Below are 20,368 nucleotides of genomic sequence, written 5' to 3' on the forward strand. Positions count from 1 at the left end.
AGCTGCAATGAACCGAAAGCCGAGCCGGACATCCAAAGGCCGACAGAAAAAGCAGACACCCGTCGTAATCGCGTTCCAAAGCTAGAAACAAACCCTTGAAATGGATTTAAATACCAAATTGACACTAGCTACCTGAGCTAAAGGCCCCTTGAGTTTTTAGCCTTTGTCTACGAGTATTTATTTTCAGATAATTCAGATAAATATCCATGTTAGCGTTTATGCAACGCTACTGAAACAACCTAACGATTCGAAAATCTTTCATCAGTAACGCAACCAAACATTCATTTCGCCCGCTTTGCGATTTCCCCATAAATAATAAGGGATAGCCTTGAAACGAACAGGTCTAGTCAGCTTACGGAGCGGCTGGTACGGTTGACTCTCCTTCCACGCAGATTCGTCCACCATCTGCCCGTCACCTTCCACAACAATGCACCCGCCTAACAGGTCGGCATCTGTACGCTCCGTCAGTTTCGGCTCCCCGGCTAATGATAGTGAAGCAATTGGCAAACCATTATCCGCTTCTTCGACGCAGTATACGAAAGGACCGCGTTGGATGGCAGCCTTGCCGGCATCTGCCCTGATTTGCGGGTTGGCGGCAATAAGTTTCGTCTCCAGCGGCAGCATCCAAGCAAGCGTATCACCATCCGACCAGCTTCGTTCAACTTTCGCATATCCATTTTCCACATGGTAATTTAGGTTGGTTCCGTTCACTTTCAATATAGGACGTCCATCTTGGAACCAGTTCGGTATTCGCAGCGCAAGTTCAAATGCGGCGCTGTCAGCATCGCCAGATAGCGATATGGCAAATTCGATCTTGCCGTTCCATGGCAGTTCGGAGCGTTGTCGCAACATCACCCGGCACCCACCAGACTCAAAACCAATTTGACTACCAATAAATAGGTGAGTGTATACTTTACTTCCATCATTGGTTACGTCGTAAATATAATCGCTAAGTGAACTGAGAAGTCGTGCTACGTTAGGCGGGCAACAGGAGCAGCCAAACCATGGTTGACGCACCGGCTTCACGTGAAACTTATCGGGATTTTTGGAGCTTGCCTCCGGCCAAACTTCTAACGGGTTTACATAAAAGAAATGTTTGCCGTCCTTGGACATACTGCCCAGCACATTGTTATATAGTGCTCTCTCCATCACATCGGCGTACTCGCTTTTGGCTTCTAGCTGCAGCATCCGGCGTGCCCAGAAGATCAAACCGATTGAGGCACATGTCTCTGCATACACGGTATCATTAGGCAGATCGTAATCGAACGAGAAAGCTTCTCCAAGATGAGTCGCCCCTATTCCGCCTGTGATATACATCTGCTTTCGTGTCGTATTGTCCCATAAGCGCTCACAAGCTTTACGCAGCTCGTTGTCATCGGTTAGCCGCGCCAGATCAGCCATTGCCGTATACATATAGACAGCCCTAACAGAATGACCCACGGCTACTGATTGCTCACGTACTGGCAGATGACATTGATACACTTCTAGATTAGGTGTTCCTTCTGACCAAATACTTGTCTTGCCTCGGCGTTCCCATTCCTCAATAAAATAGCTTGGTTTGCTCCCCCGCTCGTCAATGAAATAACGGCTCAATTTTAAAAAGCGATCTTCTCCTGTAACTTCATATAGCTTGACCAACGCCAGTTCAATCTCTTGATGCCCGCAATATCCACGAATTTGATCTGGTTGTGTTCCAAACAAACGCTCAATGAGATCAGTGAAACGGAGAGCAATGTCCAGCAACTTGCTCTTTCCTGTAGCCTGAGAATAAGCGACCGCAGCTTCAATCAAATGACCTGCACAATAAAGCTCGTGGGCTTCGTGAAGATTTGTCCACTGTTTTCCTGGTTCCTTAACCGTATAGTAAGTATTCAAGTAGCCGTTTTCATGCTGTGCTTGTCCGATTAGATCAATAGCACTGTCGGCGATTTTCTCCAGCTCAAGATCTGGATGATGTCTTAGAGAAAATGCAACCGCCTCCAACCATTTGTAGAGGTCACTGTCTTGAAAGATCCAGCCCCCAAACTCACCTTCTTCCAAGCCTGCTGCAATTCTGAAGTTACGAATCGCATAACTAGGCGCTGCTCCTTCTATCCTATCGTTAAGTGCTTCCCATTGATAAGGGATGACTGTATTTCGAATTAGACCCGAATAGTCTTGCCAGAAGTTATCTTGAATGTCAACTTGCGTTTTCTGCATTTTGATTCCTCCTATAGAATTTGACTCTTAACGATTTCAATTATATGCTTTAATTATCTGGTGAAATAGAAATAAACTAACCTTTTTTTTATAAAAAATAACACAGAATGGAGAGATGAAGGTTTGATCGAAGAGCTAATCGTTGAACTAAAAACACCGCCGATTCCCTATTATCTAGGATCCGGTTGTTCAGAATTCAAGATAGGAGATCATCACCCAAAAAGAAAAAATCTTGGCATTTACGATCTGTTGATCGTGGTAAAGGGAGAACTGCACATAGGAGAAAATGGTCAGCAATGGAAGCTGACGAGAGGAGATACACTACTGCTGTTGCCGGAAGAAGAGCATTACTCGGTGAGTCCCTGCTCGCAGGAAACCGTTTTTTACTGGGTTCACTTTGAGCATTCGAAACAACAGGAAAATCACCCGAAAAACAATCAAAAAGGAATACTCTATACATCGCGGCCGTTCGGCAATCCTTACGGGCTTCGACTCCCTAAACATTCACAACTATCCAATCCCGAGGTGTTCTTCGATAAGATAAAGCAATTGCTGGTGCTACCGATCAACAACTCTTTCTGGGAGGAGCAGCGCTTGCTAGCCGAGTTGCTCGCCATGCTGGAAAAAGGAGGATCGAACGGTTCAGGTTCAGTGGCGGCCCGCTTGGCGGAACGAGCTGCAGCATACATTCAGAAAAATTATAAAGAAAAGATCACCAATGAAACTCTAGCTTCTGCTCTGCATTTTCATCCGAATTATATTGTTCGGTGTATGAAGACAAAGTATGAACTTACACCTAATGAATATCTACACGAGTTCCGATTGGAGCGTGCTAAACGCCTACTTATCACTACGGAATGGCCGATCGACCGTATTGCCGAAGAAGTCGGTTTCCGCTACGCCCCCTACTTCTCAGCCTGCTTTAAGCGTAGCGTGGGTCTATCTCCTATCCGGTTTCGTAAACAGTTTTTGAAATAACCTTTCGAGTAAGTCTCTATTCATAACTAAGATAAGTTCTTTTTCTAGTTTTTGTGGAATGATTTAATCACTTACCAACTCACAAAATGCTTACTGTCAGATTTGCTTTCACTGACACAATATTAATTCAAAAGAAATAAAAAAAACCACCTATAAGGGTGGCTTGCACTCAAGAAGAATGCAAAAGTATAGATAGGAGTGGAGAGTCCTGTCCTAAAACCTGTAGCTTTTAGTGTAACCATACCCAATCCGTAAAAGGCGTTACATCAAATTCATTATGAAAGGAATATCTTTCATGAGAGGATACTCCCTCCCAAGAATACGTACCGTTCCGCCCGATTGATCAGTGACAACCTCGAGAGATTGCTGTGTCAGTTCTACGGATACGGTTCCCCCGTTTACCGGGACCGTTCCTTTCATCCATTCTAATCCGCCAAGCCGAGGTTCCACGACGAATGTATCGTATCCGGCCGAGGTGGAGTACACGCCAAGATAATACCGCCCCAGCAAATAGATCGGACTCGCTCCCCATGCATGGCATAAGCTTTTGCCGTAGCGGTCGCCGTACATGCCGTATCGTTCAAGGTCGGTTACCGCAGGGTTGTACTCCTCCCAGAAGGTTGTCGCTCCCAATTGCAGCATGCCACCCCAATAGTCCTGTATTTGATCGGTGACATCACCCAATCGGCCGATATTGCACATTACCTCCAGCTCGTAAAACTTAAAGTAAGGCGTGCTGATCTGAGGCACGGCGTCGTTTAGAAGCACGTTCGCGATTATGCTCTCCCGCTGCTCCGTATCCGCATATCCCCAAAGCAGCGCAAAAATATTGGTATGACGAGTAATATTGCGATTACCGGATTCGAAGCTATCTATATACGCTCCTCGTTCTTCGTCCCAGAACGACGCTTTAATCTGTTCCTTTAACTGGTCATACCGTTTAATATAACGCTCTTCGCCATTCCCAAGCAGCTCGCCGCATGCCCATGTCGCCTTCAGGCTTTCCGCAAAGAGTATTTGTTCGGCGCTCACGGCACCGATTTTGTCGATTTCCGCCCAATCGATGAATACCCAATCTCCCTCTCTACCTCGAATAAATCCGTCGTCATCCGCAAGCGAGATACAATAATCCATCATCGATTTCATCCGTGGATAGATAAATGTAATAAAGTCCATATCCTTCGTCGCTTGATAATACGCATCTATACTCATGATCCAGAAGAAGGAGTAATCAAGAATCGTGTTGATATGCTTAACGATAGGATCCTTACCGCGCAATGCGATAATCGTTCGCTTCGTAATATCCGCATCGAAATAAAGGTAGTTGTTGATCAAGTAGCTTTGATACGCGTCACCCGACCATACCCATCGATCTCGTTTGATCCCGTCCAAGAAAAACTCCCTGCTGTTCAAATGAAACGTATATTCGGCCATATCCCAAATCCGATTGATCATTTCATTCGAACAAGTAAAGCTTCCTCTTCGGTCAAACGGCAAAAACTCGTACAAGGCAGTCAGCATGAATTGCTCTGTCCCTACCCCCTGAACGAATAAATAACGAAATGCCCGTGGAGGACATCGATACGTATCGCTTCCGGCCGGAACGGTATCAATGAGAATACTGTGCTCCGTATCCAATGCTTCATCAATCGATTCACCGTAAAATAACTGAATACCGTTAGGTGCCTGAATATGCTTGAACGATAATGCAGCAAATGTTTCTTGCCCGAAGTCGTACAGAATGCCGTCCTGTCCGGCTTCTACCGATAAAGGCTTCAATACCTTATATTGAAACGCAAAAATGTTAGGGTCGTCTTCTCTGTTCATATACAGCCCGTTGGAGCCTGCAGGAAGCCATTCGAAGCTGAAATCATTTGCCTCCCAAGACGAGTCGCTGACACTCCGTTCCCCGTCCACATAGACGCAAGGTAGTCCGTCCGTACGAGCAATACTAATAACAATCTCATGGTTGCCAGCTGAAAGGATAATCGGTTGCCGAAAGGGGTGCTTATGTCCATCGACCATAACATGCCCGATACCACGGGCATAGACGGTCATTTCTTCAGGAGCGTCGCAGCATACCTCTTTGCGGAAACGCACATTATGATAGCAGTCGTCCAGACGCCAAAAAGCCGGCCAGTAATGATTGCGTTCTTCCCGCCGGGTGTTCAACAGCAAATGATGGTATATCTCGAAATCACCAGGATACCATATCCACATAGGCTTTTTATTCAAGTCAATCTCATCCTTTCATAGCTCCTGCTAAGAGCGGAGGCTGTACGAGTTTATATTATCAAACCTTGTTATAGGCCGTAGAGCGAAACATCGATCCCCCTATCAGAAGGTTTTGTCCCATTACTACCCCTTAACGCTACTGATAACCATACCTTTCACGAAATACCGCTGTAGGAACGGATAGGTTATTAATACCGGAAGACCGCCTACGAGAATTTGCGAAGCTTTGACCGTCCTCTCCGACAGGTTTTTCAGATTCTCCAAGTCCTCGAGCGTTACATGATTACATGCTATTTGTTACTAGCCCATCCGTTCTTATGGAAAATCTGAAATTTCCCGATCCTGCAACTTGATTCCAGCACTTTCATTCGTCTTTATGAATGGTATACGACAAGCAGTCCATGTCTAGCCGCCCCGAGGGAAATAGTAGAAGGCTGATGTCGGCAGTCGCTCCTACAGGGATCTGAGCCTCTAACGTAATGCCAGCGTCATCTCGATGGTAATGCACGTGAATAAGGCCATAAGGACTCCATACGCTTCCTTTTGCTGTTTTGATGAGGTTTGTTAACGAAGGCTCAATAATCAAATTTCGATATCCCGGTTCCATTGGCCTGATGCCTAGAACATAAGATGTCAACCATTACTTTACGTGCCCTATCATCGCGTGGTTTCTGGAACGGACCATGGTACCTAGTCATAATTCTTGGTAATTCCAATATTCCGGAAGAGTTGGCGGCGTTGTCGTATTTACGGTTTACGGTAACCGAGAGAAAAGCTCGGGATGCCCATTCTTCCAGGATATTCAGACCCAGGATGCAGAGCTTTATATTTATATGTATTTCGGACACGCCAAGACCGAACCGATGCGCCTAGGGCTACAAAGACCTTATACTTCTTCCTCCAATTATTAGGAATATATTATATCCCTCCAGCTTATTATTCGTTATATCCCCACCCTCTTACTTTTCTCTGTTCTATCCTTTCAGAGCTATGAGTAATTACAAAGCAGCCATTATAGGAATGGCTGCTTTGCTTTACGTTCATCTTCTCTTCATTGAGACAACTACTACTTAACAATAACTGTTATTATTGATGTCGTTGTCTCTCCTGCTTCATTGCTTAATACCGCTTGATACTTATAGGTGCCCGCACTTTTACCGATAATATTGGATACAGCGGATTGGGCGCCTGGCGAATGAGCAACAAGCGATTGTGAATCTACAAGTGTTCCATCCTCGTAAAGTTTATATTGGGTTGCATTGGTCCCCCACCATAAATTCATCGTGACCTTGTAGCTTCCATCCTTATCCCAGTTATCATGGGATAATACCGCTTTGCCCGGAGAAGCGTCCGTTACGTTCACGGTAATAGAGTCACATTTGGTTGTACCAAAAGAATTGATCAGTTCGCATGTATAAACATAGGTACCATTTTTCTTTCCGCTGAAATCTGTCTTCACCGATTGAGCGGCAGGCGATGCGTCGATCAGACTCACGGCATTTACGAGTACCCCGTTCTCGTAAAGCTTGAATTTCGTTCCATTATTTCCCCACCACATATTCATTGTGATGGAATAGTCCCCGTCTTTTAATCCTGTATCATAGCCATTATTATCAGACAGAACCGGTTTGCCAGGTGCACCTTCTGCCAGTGGCAAAGAGTGCGTACCTGCAATTTGAATTTTTGGTGCAGGAGGCTCCTCCATGCCGGTACCGAGGTAGAAGCCTGTATGCGGAGGCTGGTTATAACCGACGTTCTGCCAAGCAACGCCGAGACGGTAAACAGGATCGTGCATCAACGTACGTAGACGCGTCTCTGTTACGTCGGTCATCGTATAGATCCGCAGCTCGGAGTTGTCTGCGCTCCGCCAGATGACTTCCTCACGCCAGTCACCAAACAGGTCTGCCTGCAGATTTGGTGTACCTTTCGTGTAGTTGTTGGACAGTGTCCCCTCTGCCTTCACCAGGTTGATGGTCGTACCATTCTCGTAATCCCATTTGTCGATCGTACCAGGTCCCGCGCCAATTGCTTGATTCCATTGGTGGTTGAGTAACTCGCGACTCAAATCTCCGTCCCACCAGATAGCAAAGTTCGTGGAGGAAGGAATTCTCGTCGTAATCAGTTCGCCCTTCGCGCTGTACAGCCCTGTCACCGGATTATTATTCCCATCCAAGATGGTTGCAGACCATGCCTCTTCACCAAGATAATTAGGGTCAATGTCAGCACTCAATCCCCGACCGGTATCGATCCCCGTCTTAACGCCCCAAATAATCTCGCCTGTTTCTGCATCTCTGAAATCCATACCATACGGCACTGCACCATGTTCATGCACGCCGAACACTTCAAGCCCTAGGCGGCTCGGATCCAGATCGCCCAAATGCATTGCGTCACCATGCTCAAGCTGAGTGTTATAGAGCGGCTTTCCATTGTCGTCAATCGCCATCGCTCCAAACGTGATCTCGTCCTTGCCGTCTCCGTCAACGTCACCTACAGACAGATTATGATTACCTTGCCCTTCGTAGGATAGACCAATCTCCTCATCGTTTGTATCGAACTTCCAACGTTCTACCAATTGACCATTCTTATAATCGTATGCAACGATAACCGTTCTCGAATAGTAACCCCTGCTGAAAATCAAGCTCGGATGCTCGCCATCCAGATAAGCAACAGCCGCCAGGAACCGGTCAACCCGGTTGCCGTAGCCGTCTCCCCAATCGGCGACAACGCCGCGCGGGGGGGCGTAGTCGGTTGTTGTAATTGCTTTGCCCGTCATCCCGTCGAAGACTGTCAGATACTCTGGCCCTTGCAGGACGTAACCACCACTGTTCCGATGATCGATTACTGGGTCTCCGATAGAGGCTCCCGTACCGTCCACTGTTCCGTCAGCCGTCTTGAGTGCTACTTCCGCCTTGCCGTTGCCATCAAGGTCAAAGACAATGAATTGTGTGTAATGCGCGCCTGCACGAATGTTCTTGCCCATATCAATTCGCCACAATCTTGTGCCATCCAGCTTGTAGGCATCAATGTAAACTTTACCGGTATAACCGCCTTGCGAGTTGTCGCGTGCGTTGGACGGTTCCCATTTAACGACTAGTTCATAGGTGCCATCACCGTCCAGATCGCCAACACTCGTATCGTTAGCAAGATAAGTGTAGGCTTCGCCTGTTGGAGTAACGCCACCTTCAGGCTTTTGAAGTGGCACGGGTAAGTAATTTTTGTTCCAAACCGTCGTTTCTTTCGCTGCTAAGGTTTCTTTCCCATTTGCAGCGACTATTTTTAAAACGTACACGGAGGCTTCCGTACCTGCTGCGTCTAGTAAATTCGTCGCCCCTCTTATCGGTTTCGCATTGACCTTGACTCCGTCACGGTAGAGATTAAAGGCGATATCAGAAGGATCATTTCCTAGCATTCTCCATCCAACATACATGCTATCGGCTCGTTTGACAGCGATAAGCGCGCGATCTAAATATTCGGCCTGTCGGTATAACACTGTTACCGCAGGCGTAGCCAGCTTTTCTGACTGAATCGATATGCCGCCTGCGCTTACTGCTGAAACCTTATAAAAATACGGTATTGTCGTTAACACTGTCGTGTCGGTATAGCTCGTATCTTGCGTCCTCCCGATCAGATCGAAGGTACCGTTTGACTTATCCGAGCGGTAGATGTAGTAGAGTATAGCCCCAGTGCTCGCGTCCCAAGTAATAGACAAGTCGTTCTTGTTCACTTCGCCATATTGAAGATTACTCGGCGCATTCGGAATCGCTACGTTCGGATCGACTAAAGATACCGAAACCGATCCCACTGCTCCCGTCTCTGCATTCGCAATATCTACAGCAGTTACCTGATAAATATATTCCAGGCCGAGATCCGCTCTATCGTCCACATATTCAGTTGTTGTCACATTTCCAAGAAGAACGAATTTGTCTGTACCAACAACTTTCCGGTAAACATTATACTTGTACGCATCATCGACACCTGTCCACGAAAGCGAAACTGAAGGTTGATCTGGGTCCGTGTTGATCTCGTCGAGCTTCAGACCTGTCGGCGCCAACAGAATCGGTGTAATCTCGATACCATTAAGGCTTCCGTCAAAGCTAAATGTCATCTGCCCATCTGCAACGACTACTTGCGGTATGGTTTTTTCACCTATCGCTTTATTTCCTGCAACTCCGCCGAAAGCAGTACCCTCGATGGTTACATTAGTACTTATCTTACCAGTGTAATCTCCGGAATTAATCTTCACGGAGTACAAACCGCTCGGTAGATCCACATTGAACTGCCATGCACTGCCTCCAACCCAGTCTTTAAACATGTCAAAGAGCGGGATTGTAGTAGGGTCTGCAATCGCATATCCGCGGTCGCGTGAGAGCATACCAGTTGCGTTCGTAATTCCGTAACCAAGTTCCTGTGTATAAGCTGTAGATTCACTCACTCCGTAATATCCCGCCATAACTGAAGCAGCAGTCGGACCAAAATCGAATTTGTATAAAGCTTGCTTCGTCGTAATCCTTACAACATCCGAATGCACAGATTCCCCTCTACCATTGACGGCGGTAACAATCAACTCATAGGTTTGGCCTGCAGCCAATCCATTAATAATGATGCTTGGTATGGTTGCAGTTCCGATAAGTTTATACTCCGTAGCACCAGTTGACTTATCATAAATTTTATAGAGATCAGCTCCTTGCACGGCTTTCCAATTCAGCACTGCTCCAGAATTACTCACGCTGCTGGCCGTGAAACCAAGCGGCTTGGTAGGCGCCTCGGCTGGAAGCTCTACATCCTTAACATAAGAGGATAACGGAATATTGTGTTCTTTAATCCCTCCTGACAGTAATCTTGCGATCTGGATAGCTCCGTATTCCTGAAAGTGAGTATTGTCTACTGAACCATTCGGAAACCCCTCATAGACGCCGGGATTGGTATAAAGGAATACTGACAAGGTTCCTTCTGGCCCAATAGAGTCATAGTACTCGCGACTGAGCGTATTAAGATCGACAAGTTTAGTTCCTGTTTCCTCTGCAACTTCCTTCATTGCGGCTACATATTCAGGGAAGCTGACGTTGAAGATACCTGTTTCAGGATTATAGTCCCGTCTGCCGACAGGTGTAATTAGCACTGGCGTTGCTCCACGCTGACGGGCACCATCAATGTATGTCTTTAAGTATTTCTTGTAATCAGCCGGAGACGCATATCGTTCCGGGACAGTATACGTAGCGTCATTATGACCAAACTGAATCAAGAGATAATCATCTGGTTTAATCGTACGTAAAATAGTGTCGAGGCGCCCTTCGAGTAAAAATGATTTCGAGCTTCGACCACCTATCGATTGATTGCTAAAAGTAACTTCGCTGGTGAAATAACGGGGAATCATTTGTCCCCAGCCTGCTTGCGGCTTCCAGTAGGGGTCATAGGTTTGAGCGGTCGAATCCCCAGTAATATAGACGGTAGGAGCTTGACCAACCGTTCTTTCCGGAAGCTTCGAAATGACGATCGCGTTAATTTTAGGCGCAGCACCTGTGAATGAGAAATTGAGCTGTCCGTCCACCAATGCGACCTCAAACGACTGTTCCAGATACTCGCCGGGCTGCTTTGCAGTTAGCGCGATCTTGGTGGCGACCATCCCTTCGACGGTAACTGCAGTCTCCGTAGCTTCATTAGCGTCGCCTGCAGTAACCATCACCGCATAATCGCCATTCGGCAGATCAACATTAAATATCGTACCTACAGACATTAGATAGTCAGATTTAATCGCATTGGTGATTCCATCATCTCCCGAAGCCACAAGGGTCGGATCGTCAAAACCGTACTTCAGCTCCGGCGTGTACGCTACTGGCTCTTGGACACCGAAGTATCCTTCTTCAACAACTCCAGGACCGAAATCAAACTTAATCGGTAAGCCTTCAGGCAGAGGCTGTGGCGGTGTGTATATGGTACTATCTACTACATTCGATCCATCAGATAGGCCCTTATAATTCAGGCCTTTCACTTGGTAGAAGTATACAGTTGATGTGTTAGCGGTTGTATCTGTATAAGTTGTCGTATTCGAACGACCAATTTCGCTAAAAGTTCCATCAGCTGCATTAGATCGAAGGATGACGTATAGTGCGCTGCCCACTGCACTATCCCACTGTAAGCCAACGCTATCCTTCACCACTTTTGTAATGGACAGGCCGGAAGGCGCCGCTGGTGGATCCGACGGAAGCTGTACTGCAGCGGTTACAGACGTACCTGTGCTAGACTCCGCCTGTCTATTGCTTAGAGTAGTCACTTTATATTCATAATTTGTTGAAGGTATTGCGGTCTCGTCGGTAAAGGATGTCCCTGCCACTCGCTGCAGGAGCTCATAGGTATCTTCGTCTGCTGTTTTCCGATACACGTTATATCTAGTTGCGTCCTTTACCGCGTCCCATTGCAGTGATACAGTTGCCGAATCCCCAGTAGCCGACACCCCGATATTGCTTACGGCAAGGCCTGTAGGCGCAGCCGTTGTTCCCACATGAAGCTTAGCGTCTTCTACGGAGATGGTTTTGACTTCATCAACGCTCAAAGCACGGTCATAAATACGAAACGTCGATACCGCACCTTCGAACATCGGATCATTGAATGGCGCACGACCAATCGTGTTCCGCAATTGATCCGTTACCTGTAAGAGCGACATGCCAGTATCCGATTTTTCGCCAACCTTTACCCCGTCAACGTAAAATGAAATGGTCTTCGCATTCGCATCAATGACAGAGGTGATGCTGTACCAACGGTCCGCTTTCAGTTGCGTAGTGGAAGCCGCCGTCTTCTCTGTACCGCCATACTTGATAGACGAGCGAGGAGAGCGTGTGTTTGCAAACCAATACGTATCTGTTCCCGTGTTACCGATGCTCCACAGGAAATGGTTCTTCGTAATAATCGCGGTGCTTGGCTTGACTTCAATACTCACCGTTGCCGAAGTCTTTCCGCTCAGGATATTGTTAGGCAAGGACACCCACGTCCCCGTTGGGCTACTAACAGAAGTCCCTACCCCTGAGAATACAAGGGCGTTATCCTCCCACTTTGCTGTCGATTCGTTCTGAACAACAGCACTTCCGACTGCACCAACACCGGCCGCATGGTTCACTATTGTAATTCCGTCCTCCGGAGCTTCGGTAAACGAATAGTCTGCAATTAAGCCACTCTCTGGGACAGTTAACGTATCAGTAGAAGCGTGAGCGTATCCCCCAAATCCTGTTGAAAAACTCCCAGCAACCACAGCCAATGACAATATCATTGGAATGATTCTCTTACTTAAATGATTTTTTCTCTTTCGATCTGTCACTTACTTCAACCTCCTTGAAAAATAAGTTATTAGGAGTAAGAGATTCATTAAATTTCATCTATGTTATCTCATTTCTCCCTTCTGCTGATTCTTGGTGCAAAACGAGTATTAGGAATCACCCCCTTTCATGTTACCGCTTTCATTTCTTAGCTACCTACTCTACCTACTCTTCCTACTGTTCCTCCACCATCTCGATTAAAGATGCTAAAAATGCAAGCGCTAAGCCTTGTCCCCAGCCCTGTGCCCACTTCCTGTCAATGCCGAGATAGCCTTGGATATCGTTCATCACGGCCGTTCCACCAGATACGTTCAAGACTCGTCCGTTACTTGTGATATTAGCAAGCACGCCATCCAAAGCCCGTTGTACAAATTTGGTATGCAATGAATTGTTTTGATTGATCATTGCAGCAGCAATGCCTGCCGTCGCAGATACTTCGCCATAAGCTTCCGGGTAATCGAGAACTGTACCCCATAGTCCGTCCTTTTTTTGTAAATGCTTGATTGCAGCAAGCTGGTCACGTAATGAACTCCAAATATGCATCATTTGAGGATATAGATAGCCTTCCGGCACTCCTCTTGCTGCACGGGACATCGTATAAGCCGCCCAGGCATTTGCCCGAGCCCAGTAAATACCTGACATATGGTCCTTCATGATGTTGTTGTAACCGTGGTACCAGAGTCCGGTGTCCTCGTTCTGCAAATAATGGATGTGCCGTTCAAATTGATGCAGCGCATCGTCTATCAGGCTTTTCTCTCCTAGCATAACGCCAACGCGGAGCATGAAATAAGCAGCCATAAACAGCGTATCCGCCCAGCATTGCTCCGGAAAATCATTATTAGCCGACACCGTATGCTGAAGAACCCGATCACCAAAGCGGAGAGCGTTATTCTCCAGGTAGTCTACCTTGCTCAAAATAAGATTAAGATACTTCTGATCCTTTGTTTCTTCATAGAGTGTGATCAGCATATGACCCATGGCACAGGTATTGACTGTCCAGACAGGCAGACCTACATCGATGTATTCCTCGCACCACTGCGCCATACGTTCCAGATATATTTGATTACCAGTGGCTTCGAAAGCTCGACTGACGCCATAATATGCGACGCCGCCTGGCCAATCCCAGGTTAGATCCATACCCAGCGTATAATCTGCTGTAATAGCAATAATTCGTTTCAATTCTTCCGTTGTTGTTTGCAACTTCATATATCTTTACCTCCATGTATGAAGCCCCGGCATATTGCAGGGGCTTCATTGTTCTGCGATTGTATCAGTCTCTTATTTGAAATTACCGGCATCAATTGCAGCCTGCTTCTCATCAAGAATTTCTTGATAACCTGCTTCGAGGTATTGCTTCTTAGCTGCTGCATAAGCTTCATCAAACTTGTCTTCAGTACCAATGACGATTTTCAAATACAGCTCTTGGAATAGGTTATTAAGATCGGCCTTGTTTTCGTTAACCTTATTCAGCACGATAGTAAACAAGGTATCAGGCATCGAATATTCCCTATACTTGTCAGCGTAGTTCAGCGAATCCTCAATCAGATATTCATAGCCAGCCGGAGCCCAGTTACGGATATAAGCTTTTCGTGCCAACTCAGGAGTTGCGTATTGCGGAGCCTCAGTGACCAGCCCCCAATAATCTTTATTATTGTTTTGGGCCAATACAGACTCACCTTTGAAATCCGGATTCTTCACGGCTAATCCGTCCGAATCAAGCGTATAGTTCTGACCTTCAACACCGTTCTGCAGAAGGAATAGATTATCAGGCTGGCTCATCCACTCAAGATACATCCATACTGCGGCACGTTCTTCAGCAGTTGCTTTGTGATTGATTCCCATGATGAAACCAAACGGCCAATCGGCGCGTCCTTGCGGTACACGTCCTTCTGGTACAAGAGCTGTCGGAGGCAGTACAGCGAATTGCGCTTCAGGGTTGTTCTTCAAGGTGGCAGCGATTACATCTGAATTGCTTGCAAAGTACTCGCCATACGTTCCGGTGTGGCCTGCAACGAACTCTGCTTTGTTTTTGTTACCATCGTCACGCAAATAGAATTCCTTATCAATCAATCCGTTATTGACTTGGTAGTTCATGTTCTTCAGGAAACGTTCAGTATCAGCCGTTGTGAAATCAGCAACACCGATATCAGAGTAGAGTGCGCGATATTTCGGATCTACCGGCCAATCGCGGAATGCATAACTGTAATTGAATACATCTTTAATCAACCCTACTCCGGCTACACCCAGACCAGTTTCCTTCCACTTCACCAGCATCTCGTTATACTTCTCGAGGGAGGTCAAGTCTTCTACCTTCATGCCAACTTTCTCAACCCAGTCTTTACGAATAATGCTAACGAAGTTATTCACGTTCGGACGCGAGGCAAAGAAGAACACATTTTTGTCATCGATCGTTCCGTATTGTTTTATGGTTTCACTCATATTCTCCCAATACGTAGGAGCGTAGTTTGCCATCTCGTCCCAATCCAGCGGCTGCATGACACCTTCCCCGTAATAGGAAACTGCCTGAGGCATGTCATAATGGAAAATGATATCAGGAGCTTTACCGGAAGCAAGCAGCTGCTCGTAATCTCTCACTTCGGCACTGCGTGTGATCGGTACGAACTTCACATCAATGTTGTTCTTATCTCCGAATTCTTTTTGAATATAACGAGTATAGTAGTTATCAATAACGTTCCAACCTTCGAAAGCACGTTCATATACCGGAATTTCAAGAGAAACTTTTTCCGTGAATCCTTTCGAATAATCCGGATATTTCGCATTGGTGCTTTCGTTTGCGGATGCTGATGGTGAAGCAGAATTGCCGCTAGGCTCCAAATTTGTCGGCTCGTTATTATTGCCATTTGTACAACCGGCCAACATTCCTACTGTCATGACGGCAGCCAAGGCTAACGACACAAGTCTCTTTTTATACATTTGCTTTTCCCCCCGAATTAGAATTTTCGAATCTTTGATGGCCAACGGCCGAAACGTACTTACTCTTTGACTGCTCCGAGCATAACACCTTGAACGAAATACTTCTGGATGAAGGGATAAATACAAAGAATCGGAACGGTCGCAAAAACGATGCAGGATGCTTTTAATACTTCTGGATTGCTGAGCTGAACCTGCGTCATTTCTAACTGAAAGCTTTCACTAGATTGTATAATCAGATAATACAGCTTCAATTGTAGCGGCCTTAGATCGATATTTTGCTTGATGTAAAATAAAGCGTCCTGATAGGCATTCCACCTTCCGACCGCGTAGAAGAGAGACAGTGTCGCAATGATCGGTTTGGACAACGGGAGCACGATATTAAGCAGAATACGAAAATGTCCCGCACCGTCGATTCGAGCCGATTCCTCCAGACTAGTTGGAATACTGCTTGAGATCGCCGTCTTCATGATCAGCAGATTAAAGGCACTAAATGATGCAGGAAGAATGAGCGACCATATCGTGTCTAGCAAGCCTAGATTGCTGATCATCAGATAATCGGGAATGATGCCGCCGCTAAAATACATGGTAAACAAAAAGATAACAGTCAGCGCCTTGCGCCCCTTCAACTGCTGTCTCGAGAGAGGATAAGCAGCGCAAATCGTAATGATCATGCCCAAGACGGAAAATAGGACTGTAATGAGAACCGAGATATATAGGGAATGCAAAATACTTTGGTCAGCGAGAATTTTCTTATAAGCCTCTATGCTAAACCCCCTCGGTATTAGAAATACTTTGTTCGCAATAACATAAGCATCCGTACTAAAAGACTTCGCCACGACATGAACGAACGGCAGCAAGCAGGCCAGTGAAGTAATGATCACAACGAGGCGAATCAGCACATCCCAGATATCCATGGGCTTTCTGCGTGGTGCGGCAAGTGTGCCGGTAGAAACTTTCATGGTTGCCTCCTTTCTAGATCAATCCGTCTTCGCCTAGCTTTTTAGCAATTCGGTCAGCTGTGAGCACAAGAACAAGACCGATGACGGCTTGAAACAGTCCTAAAGCGGTTGCGCGGCTGAAGTTCCCGCTCTCGATGCCCCAACGGAACACCAGAACCGGAATCGTGGTGGTAAACTCTGTGGTCACCTTGTTCTGCAAGGCAGCCACACGCTCGAACGATCCCGCCATAATATGACCCAGATTCATGATTAGAAGCGTCACGATTGTCACCCGTATCGAAGGAAGTGTGACGTTCCATACCTTGCGCCAACGACCCGCGCCATCGACGGTAGCCGCTTCGTACATCTCCGGATTTATCCCGCTGATGGAAGCCAGATAGATAATGGTTCCCCAACCCATGCTTTGCCAGACACCAATAGCTAGGTAGCTGATCAGCCAGTTTCCATCCTCTTGAAGAAACGGAATACGATCTCCACCCATTAATTCAATCAGATTATTGACGACTCCATTCCCTACGCTTAAAAGCTGGTAAGCGAGTGCACCGATAATGACCCAGGACATAAAATGCGGCAAGTAAAGCAGAGTCTGGTTTACCCGCTTAAACTTAATACCTTTGATCTCATTCAGCAATAAAGCAAGTATGATCGGCGCGGTAAAGCTGAATATGATATCGAGACTATTAAGCATGAGCGTATTGCGGACCGCTCGGGCGAAATCGGGTTTGGAGAAGATTTCCTGGAACACTTGGAAGCCTACCCAGTCGCTGGCCCAGAATCCCTTTGCAATCTTATAATTCTTAAATGCCATTAAAAGGCCAAATAAAGGTGCATACTTGAACACCAATACTGAAGCTAATGGAAACGTTAGCAGCAAGTATAGCTGCCAATCACGCCTTAAGTAGTAGAACATTCCATGGCGGCCCGTTTTCTTCTCTTTTTTCAAAATAGCGTTTTCATTTATTTGTGAAGCGCTTGCAACTTTCAAAGTTTCACCTCCTCCTCAACGTCATCGATCAATTACCAGTTCGCCATCAGCGAGCTTGAGACTCATCTTACCCTCATCTCTTTCGCTTGGAAAAGGATGAGTATTGATGCTCAGGTTCACTTTTGATAAAAATAGCAATTCTATTGAAATCTATAGGGCTTTTATGATCATTTCTGATCCCCATTCCCAACAATGACCCCCTGTGATGACCGTCTCACACCCCTATAGCTGTTTGGCGGCATGCCTTCGTATTTGCGAAAAAACCGTTTGAAGCTCTGAACATTGTAGTATCCAACTTCTTCAGCGATTTGCACAATTGTTAAATTCTTTTCAACTAGCAACCCCTTTGCTTTTTCTATCCGCAGTTGATTGAGGTAGTCGATAAGGCTCTTGCCCGTTAACTCGTAAACGATCTTTCGCATGTAGGAATAACTGATGCCAATCTCTTTGGCCATATCTTCGAACACAATCTCTTCACGATAATGCTCCTCCAAATGCCGAATGATCCGCTCACCATAATTCGTTTCGCCGGATTTCCGCGCAAGATGCTGAACAATCTCACCGTAAATATTCCGAAGATAGTTCTCTAGTTCGTCAAGCGTGTCTATGGATGTTAGGGTCGAATATATGTTGCCTCGATTCGCGAAGATACGCGCAGCACTGACATGATTCTCGCGAAGATGTTTGATTGTAGCTCCAGTCAAATGATTGTATATGAATAAGATGTTGTCGTAAGAAATGTATTCGACGGACTGGATTTCGGCCCGAATGTCCTCCAGTTCCTTATAAATCCCGTTAAGATCGCCTGCGTCCAGGTAGTTGAGAATTCGTCTCTCACTCCTGATAGGATCAATATATTTCTGGCTGTGAACCTCTTCTTCCTTCCAGTACGTAATGCCGCCGCTGCCTACAATCATGCGGTGCTTAATGACTTCCATCGCTTCAACCAGCCTGTCCGAGATTGATTCCGCCGACTCTGTTAAACCGCTGACACCGATGGTGACAGAATGTCCTAGCAACTTCGCCGCTTGCTCACGGATCGAAAGTAGTGTTTGGCGGATACCTCTTTCTTGGTCTTCCTCATCATTTATCTCGAAATTTATGATGATGGCGAAGCAACCTTCACCTTGATAAACGCTTCTTGTATTAATTCCTTCCATGAAAAGGCTTTCGCACTGCGAAATAAGAAGGTATCGGTGATAACTGCGTGTTTCAGGATTCGTCTGATTCATATATTGTCTATAACGATCAATTGAGACGATAGCTACGCGATAATAATGCGCCGGATACATTGCTTCGCTCTTCTCCAGGTCCTCACCACGAAGCAATTGATGAATCGCGAGGTTTTGGCTGTCCTTTTCCCGTTCCTTCAAAAGCTTGTGAAGCCCTTCTTCCTCATCCTGCATCCTCTTAAAAGCCGCATCAAGAAAAGCCAATTCATTCCTGTCTTTCATTCCTAGATTGTTTCGAGAGCGGATAATCCGAACAAGCTCTCTCGCAGGTTTGGACAGCCAAGTCGCCAGAAAGATAGCAAGAAATATCCCCACAAAGATAATCAAGATGGTGAGAAAAAGAATGTTGCGCTGTAAAGTGTGCGTTTTCGTCATTAACGGATCCACCGAACTAAATTTTACATTTAGCCATCCGAATGTTTTAGATCGGGACCACGTGTACAGCAAGCGTTCTCCGTTAAGCTCATGAAAAGCGTATCCCTCCTTTAATCCGCTACTTGCGATATTCTCGATAAATGGTTGCTTCCCGCCGTCAGTAAACAGTACTGATTTGTCGTTGGAAGAAATAACTTTGCCATCTGATGACAGAAGAAAATATCCACGCACACCAGGTTCTGTCGTTTTCAAGTAGCTTCCGATTTCACTTTCTTTCAAATTGACGACAATTATTCCGCGTGTCGTAGTCGTCAGACGGTTGAGAGGCAATACGTACGAAACAACGCTAACCCCCGAATTCAGTTTACGGGGAAACCAGACGCCGGTGATTCCGCTGCGTTCAGAAAGTACATCTTTCATCCATTCAATAGACTCATATCGTTCCAACTTCGAGATGCCTCCGTCGGTTGAGATTACGTAATCCGAATCATTTAGGTAGAAATACGAAGAGTACACCCCATCAATAAAATGGTTCAAGTTCAGCATTTCCCTTTGTACAGACAACGCACTGCTAATATTGATATAATTAGCATTGATTTCATCGTAAGTGTCAAAACGACGGATACGGTCAAAAATGTTCGTGGCTGCCAGACGAACAGTATTCTGTGCCAGATTATCGAGTGAGTTCTCGTTAAGTTTTCGGTTTGCATCTACTCCAGCTAATGCAGATTCTCCTATTGCTGTCTCCGAACTCCACAAAATCTGCGCCCCGCTATACCAGGTCAGGATAGCAGTCGGAATAGCCATGACGAAAAACAGAATCAATGCTAGTTGTAACATCATCGGTATTCTTTTCATTTGCTTCCCCCATTTAATTACTAATGACAATCGGATCACTCAACATTTATGGCGTACAGCGCCAAACAAAGCCGGTTCAACAGAAACCGGCTCCCAAAGCGACACCAATGGCTATGCCAATTACACTATCATTAATGCCACACCAATTCCGACTCCCATTTTCGAGTCCGAGGCTACCTTTTTCTTTCGATTATTTACTTGATCTTTATTACTTCTACTTCCGTAAATAGCCCCAAGGCACCACTTTCATCTCATTCACTGTCAAAGACAAACAGGCCAATTCCAATCGTATGTCGGAGTCAGCCT

10 protein-coding genes and 1 pseudogene are annotated in these 20,368 nt (G+C 46.0%); 2 read left to right on the forward strand and 9 right to left on the reverse strand.

The window, feature by feature from the left end:
* Nucleotides 1-261: 261 nt before the first annotated feature.
* Complete coding sequence (locus RCO25_RS27150; RefSeq protein ID WP_308999207.1) at nucleotides 262-2,199, reverse strand: glycoside hydrolase family 127 protein; 1,938 nt, start codon at nucleotides 2,197-2,199, stop codon at nucleotides 262-264.
* 123 nt (nucleotides 2,200-2,322) lie between these two features.
* Here RCO25_RS27150 and RCO25_RS27155 point away from each other — a divergent pair, with 123 nt between their 5' ends.
* Complete coding sequence (locus tag RCO25_RS27155; protein ID WP_308999208.1) at nucleotides 2,323-3,177, forward strand: AraC family transcriptional regulator; 855 nt, start codon at nucleotides 2,323-2,325, stop codon at nucleotides 3,175-3,177.
* Nucleotides 3,178-3,438: 261 nt separating this feature from the next.
* On the opposite strand, the gene RCO25_RS27160 is transcribed toward RCO25_RS27155, so the two are convergent.
* Both RCO25_RS27160 and RCO25_RS34940 read right to left on the reverse strand, forming a co-directional pair.
* Nucleotides 3,439-5,412 (reverse strand): alpha-L-rhamnosidase-related protein, encoded by a 1,974-nt coding sequence (locus RCO25_RS27160; protein WP_308999209.1) that lies wholly within the window; start codon nucleotides 5,410-5,412, stop codon nucleotides 3,439-3,441.
* A gap of 364 nt (nucleotides 5,413-5,776) precedes the next feature.
* Nucleotides 5,777-6,019 carry an alpha-L-rhamnosidase C-terminal domain-containing protein gene (locus RCO25_RS34940; RefSeq protein WP_374992176.1) on the reverse strand — a complete coding sequence of 81 codons (243 nt, stop codon included), beginning with the start codon at nucleotides 6,017-6,019 and terminating at the stop codon, nucleotides 5,777-5,779.
* Between the two features lie 142 nt (nucleotides 6,020-6,161).
* On the opposite strand from RCO25_RS34940, the pseudogene RCO25_RS27165 reads away from it, so the two are divergent.
* Nucleotides 6,162-6,323: pseudogene (locus tag RCO25_RS27165) on the forward strand (rhamnogalacturonan lyase B N-terminal domain-containing protein); the annotation flags it as partial.
* Between the two features lie 155 nt (nucleotides 6,324-6,478).
* Here the strand turns inward: RCO25_RS27165 and RCO25_RS27170 are convergent.
* The 6 genes from RCO25_RS27170 to RCO25_RS27195 form a co-directional block, all read right to left on the reverse strand.
* The gene (locus RCO25_RS27170; protein WP_308999210.1) at nucleotides 6,479-12,721 is read right to left on the reverse strand and encodes a rhamnogalacturonan lyase family protein; all 6,243 of its coding nucleotides are present in this window, start codon (nucleotides 12,719-12,721) and stop codon (nucleotides 6,479-6,481) included.
* A 172-nt stretch (nucleotides 12,722-12,893) separates the two neighbouring features.
* Nucleotides 12,894-13,925, reverse strand: a complete 1,032-nt coding sequence (locus tag RCO25_RS27175; protein WP_308999211.1) for a glycoside hydrolase family 88/105 protein — start codon at nucleotides 13,923-13,925, stop codon at nucleotides 12,894-12,896.
* Between the two features lie 72 nt (nucleotides 13,926-13,997).
* Nucleotides 13,998-15,653 (reverse strand): type 2 periplasmic-binding domain-containing protein, encoded by a 1,656-nt coding sequence (locus RCO25_RS27180; RefSeq protein ID WP_308999212.1) that lies wholly within the window; start codon nucleotides 15,651-15,653, stop codon nucleotides 13,998-14,000.
* A 59-nt stretch (nucleotides 15,654-15,712) separates the two neighbouring features.
* A complete protein-coding gene (locus RCO25_RS27185) occupies nucleotides 15,713-16,612 on the reverse strand; it encodes a carbohydrate ABC transporter permease (RefSeq protein ID WP_308999213.1) in 900 nt (299 codons plus the stop codon).
* Between the two features lie 13 nt (nucleotides 16,613-16,625).
* Nucleotides 16,626-17,597 (reverse strand): ABC transporter permease, encoded by a 972-nt coding sequence (locus tag RCO25_RS27190; protein WP_308999214.1) that lies wholly within the window; start codon nucleotides 17,595-17,597, stop codon nucleotides 16,626-16,628.
* A gap of 167 nt (nucleotides 17,598-17,764) precedes the next feature.
* Complete coding sequence (locus RCO25_RS27195; RefSeq protein WP_308999215.1) at nucleotides 17,765-20,062, reverse strand: AraC family transcriptional regulator; 2,298 nt, start codon at nucleotides 20,060-20,062, stop codon at nucleotides 17,765-17,767.
* Nucleotides 20,063-20,368: the final 306 nt, after the last annotated feature.

The organism is Paenibacillus sp. LHD-38 (assembly GCF_031157315.1).
Lineage (GTDB): Bacteria > Bacillota > Bacilli > Paenibacillales > Paenibacillaceae > Pristimantibacillus.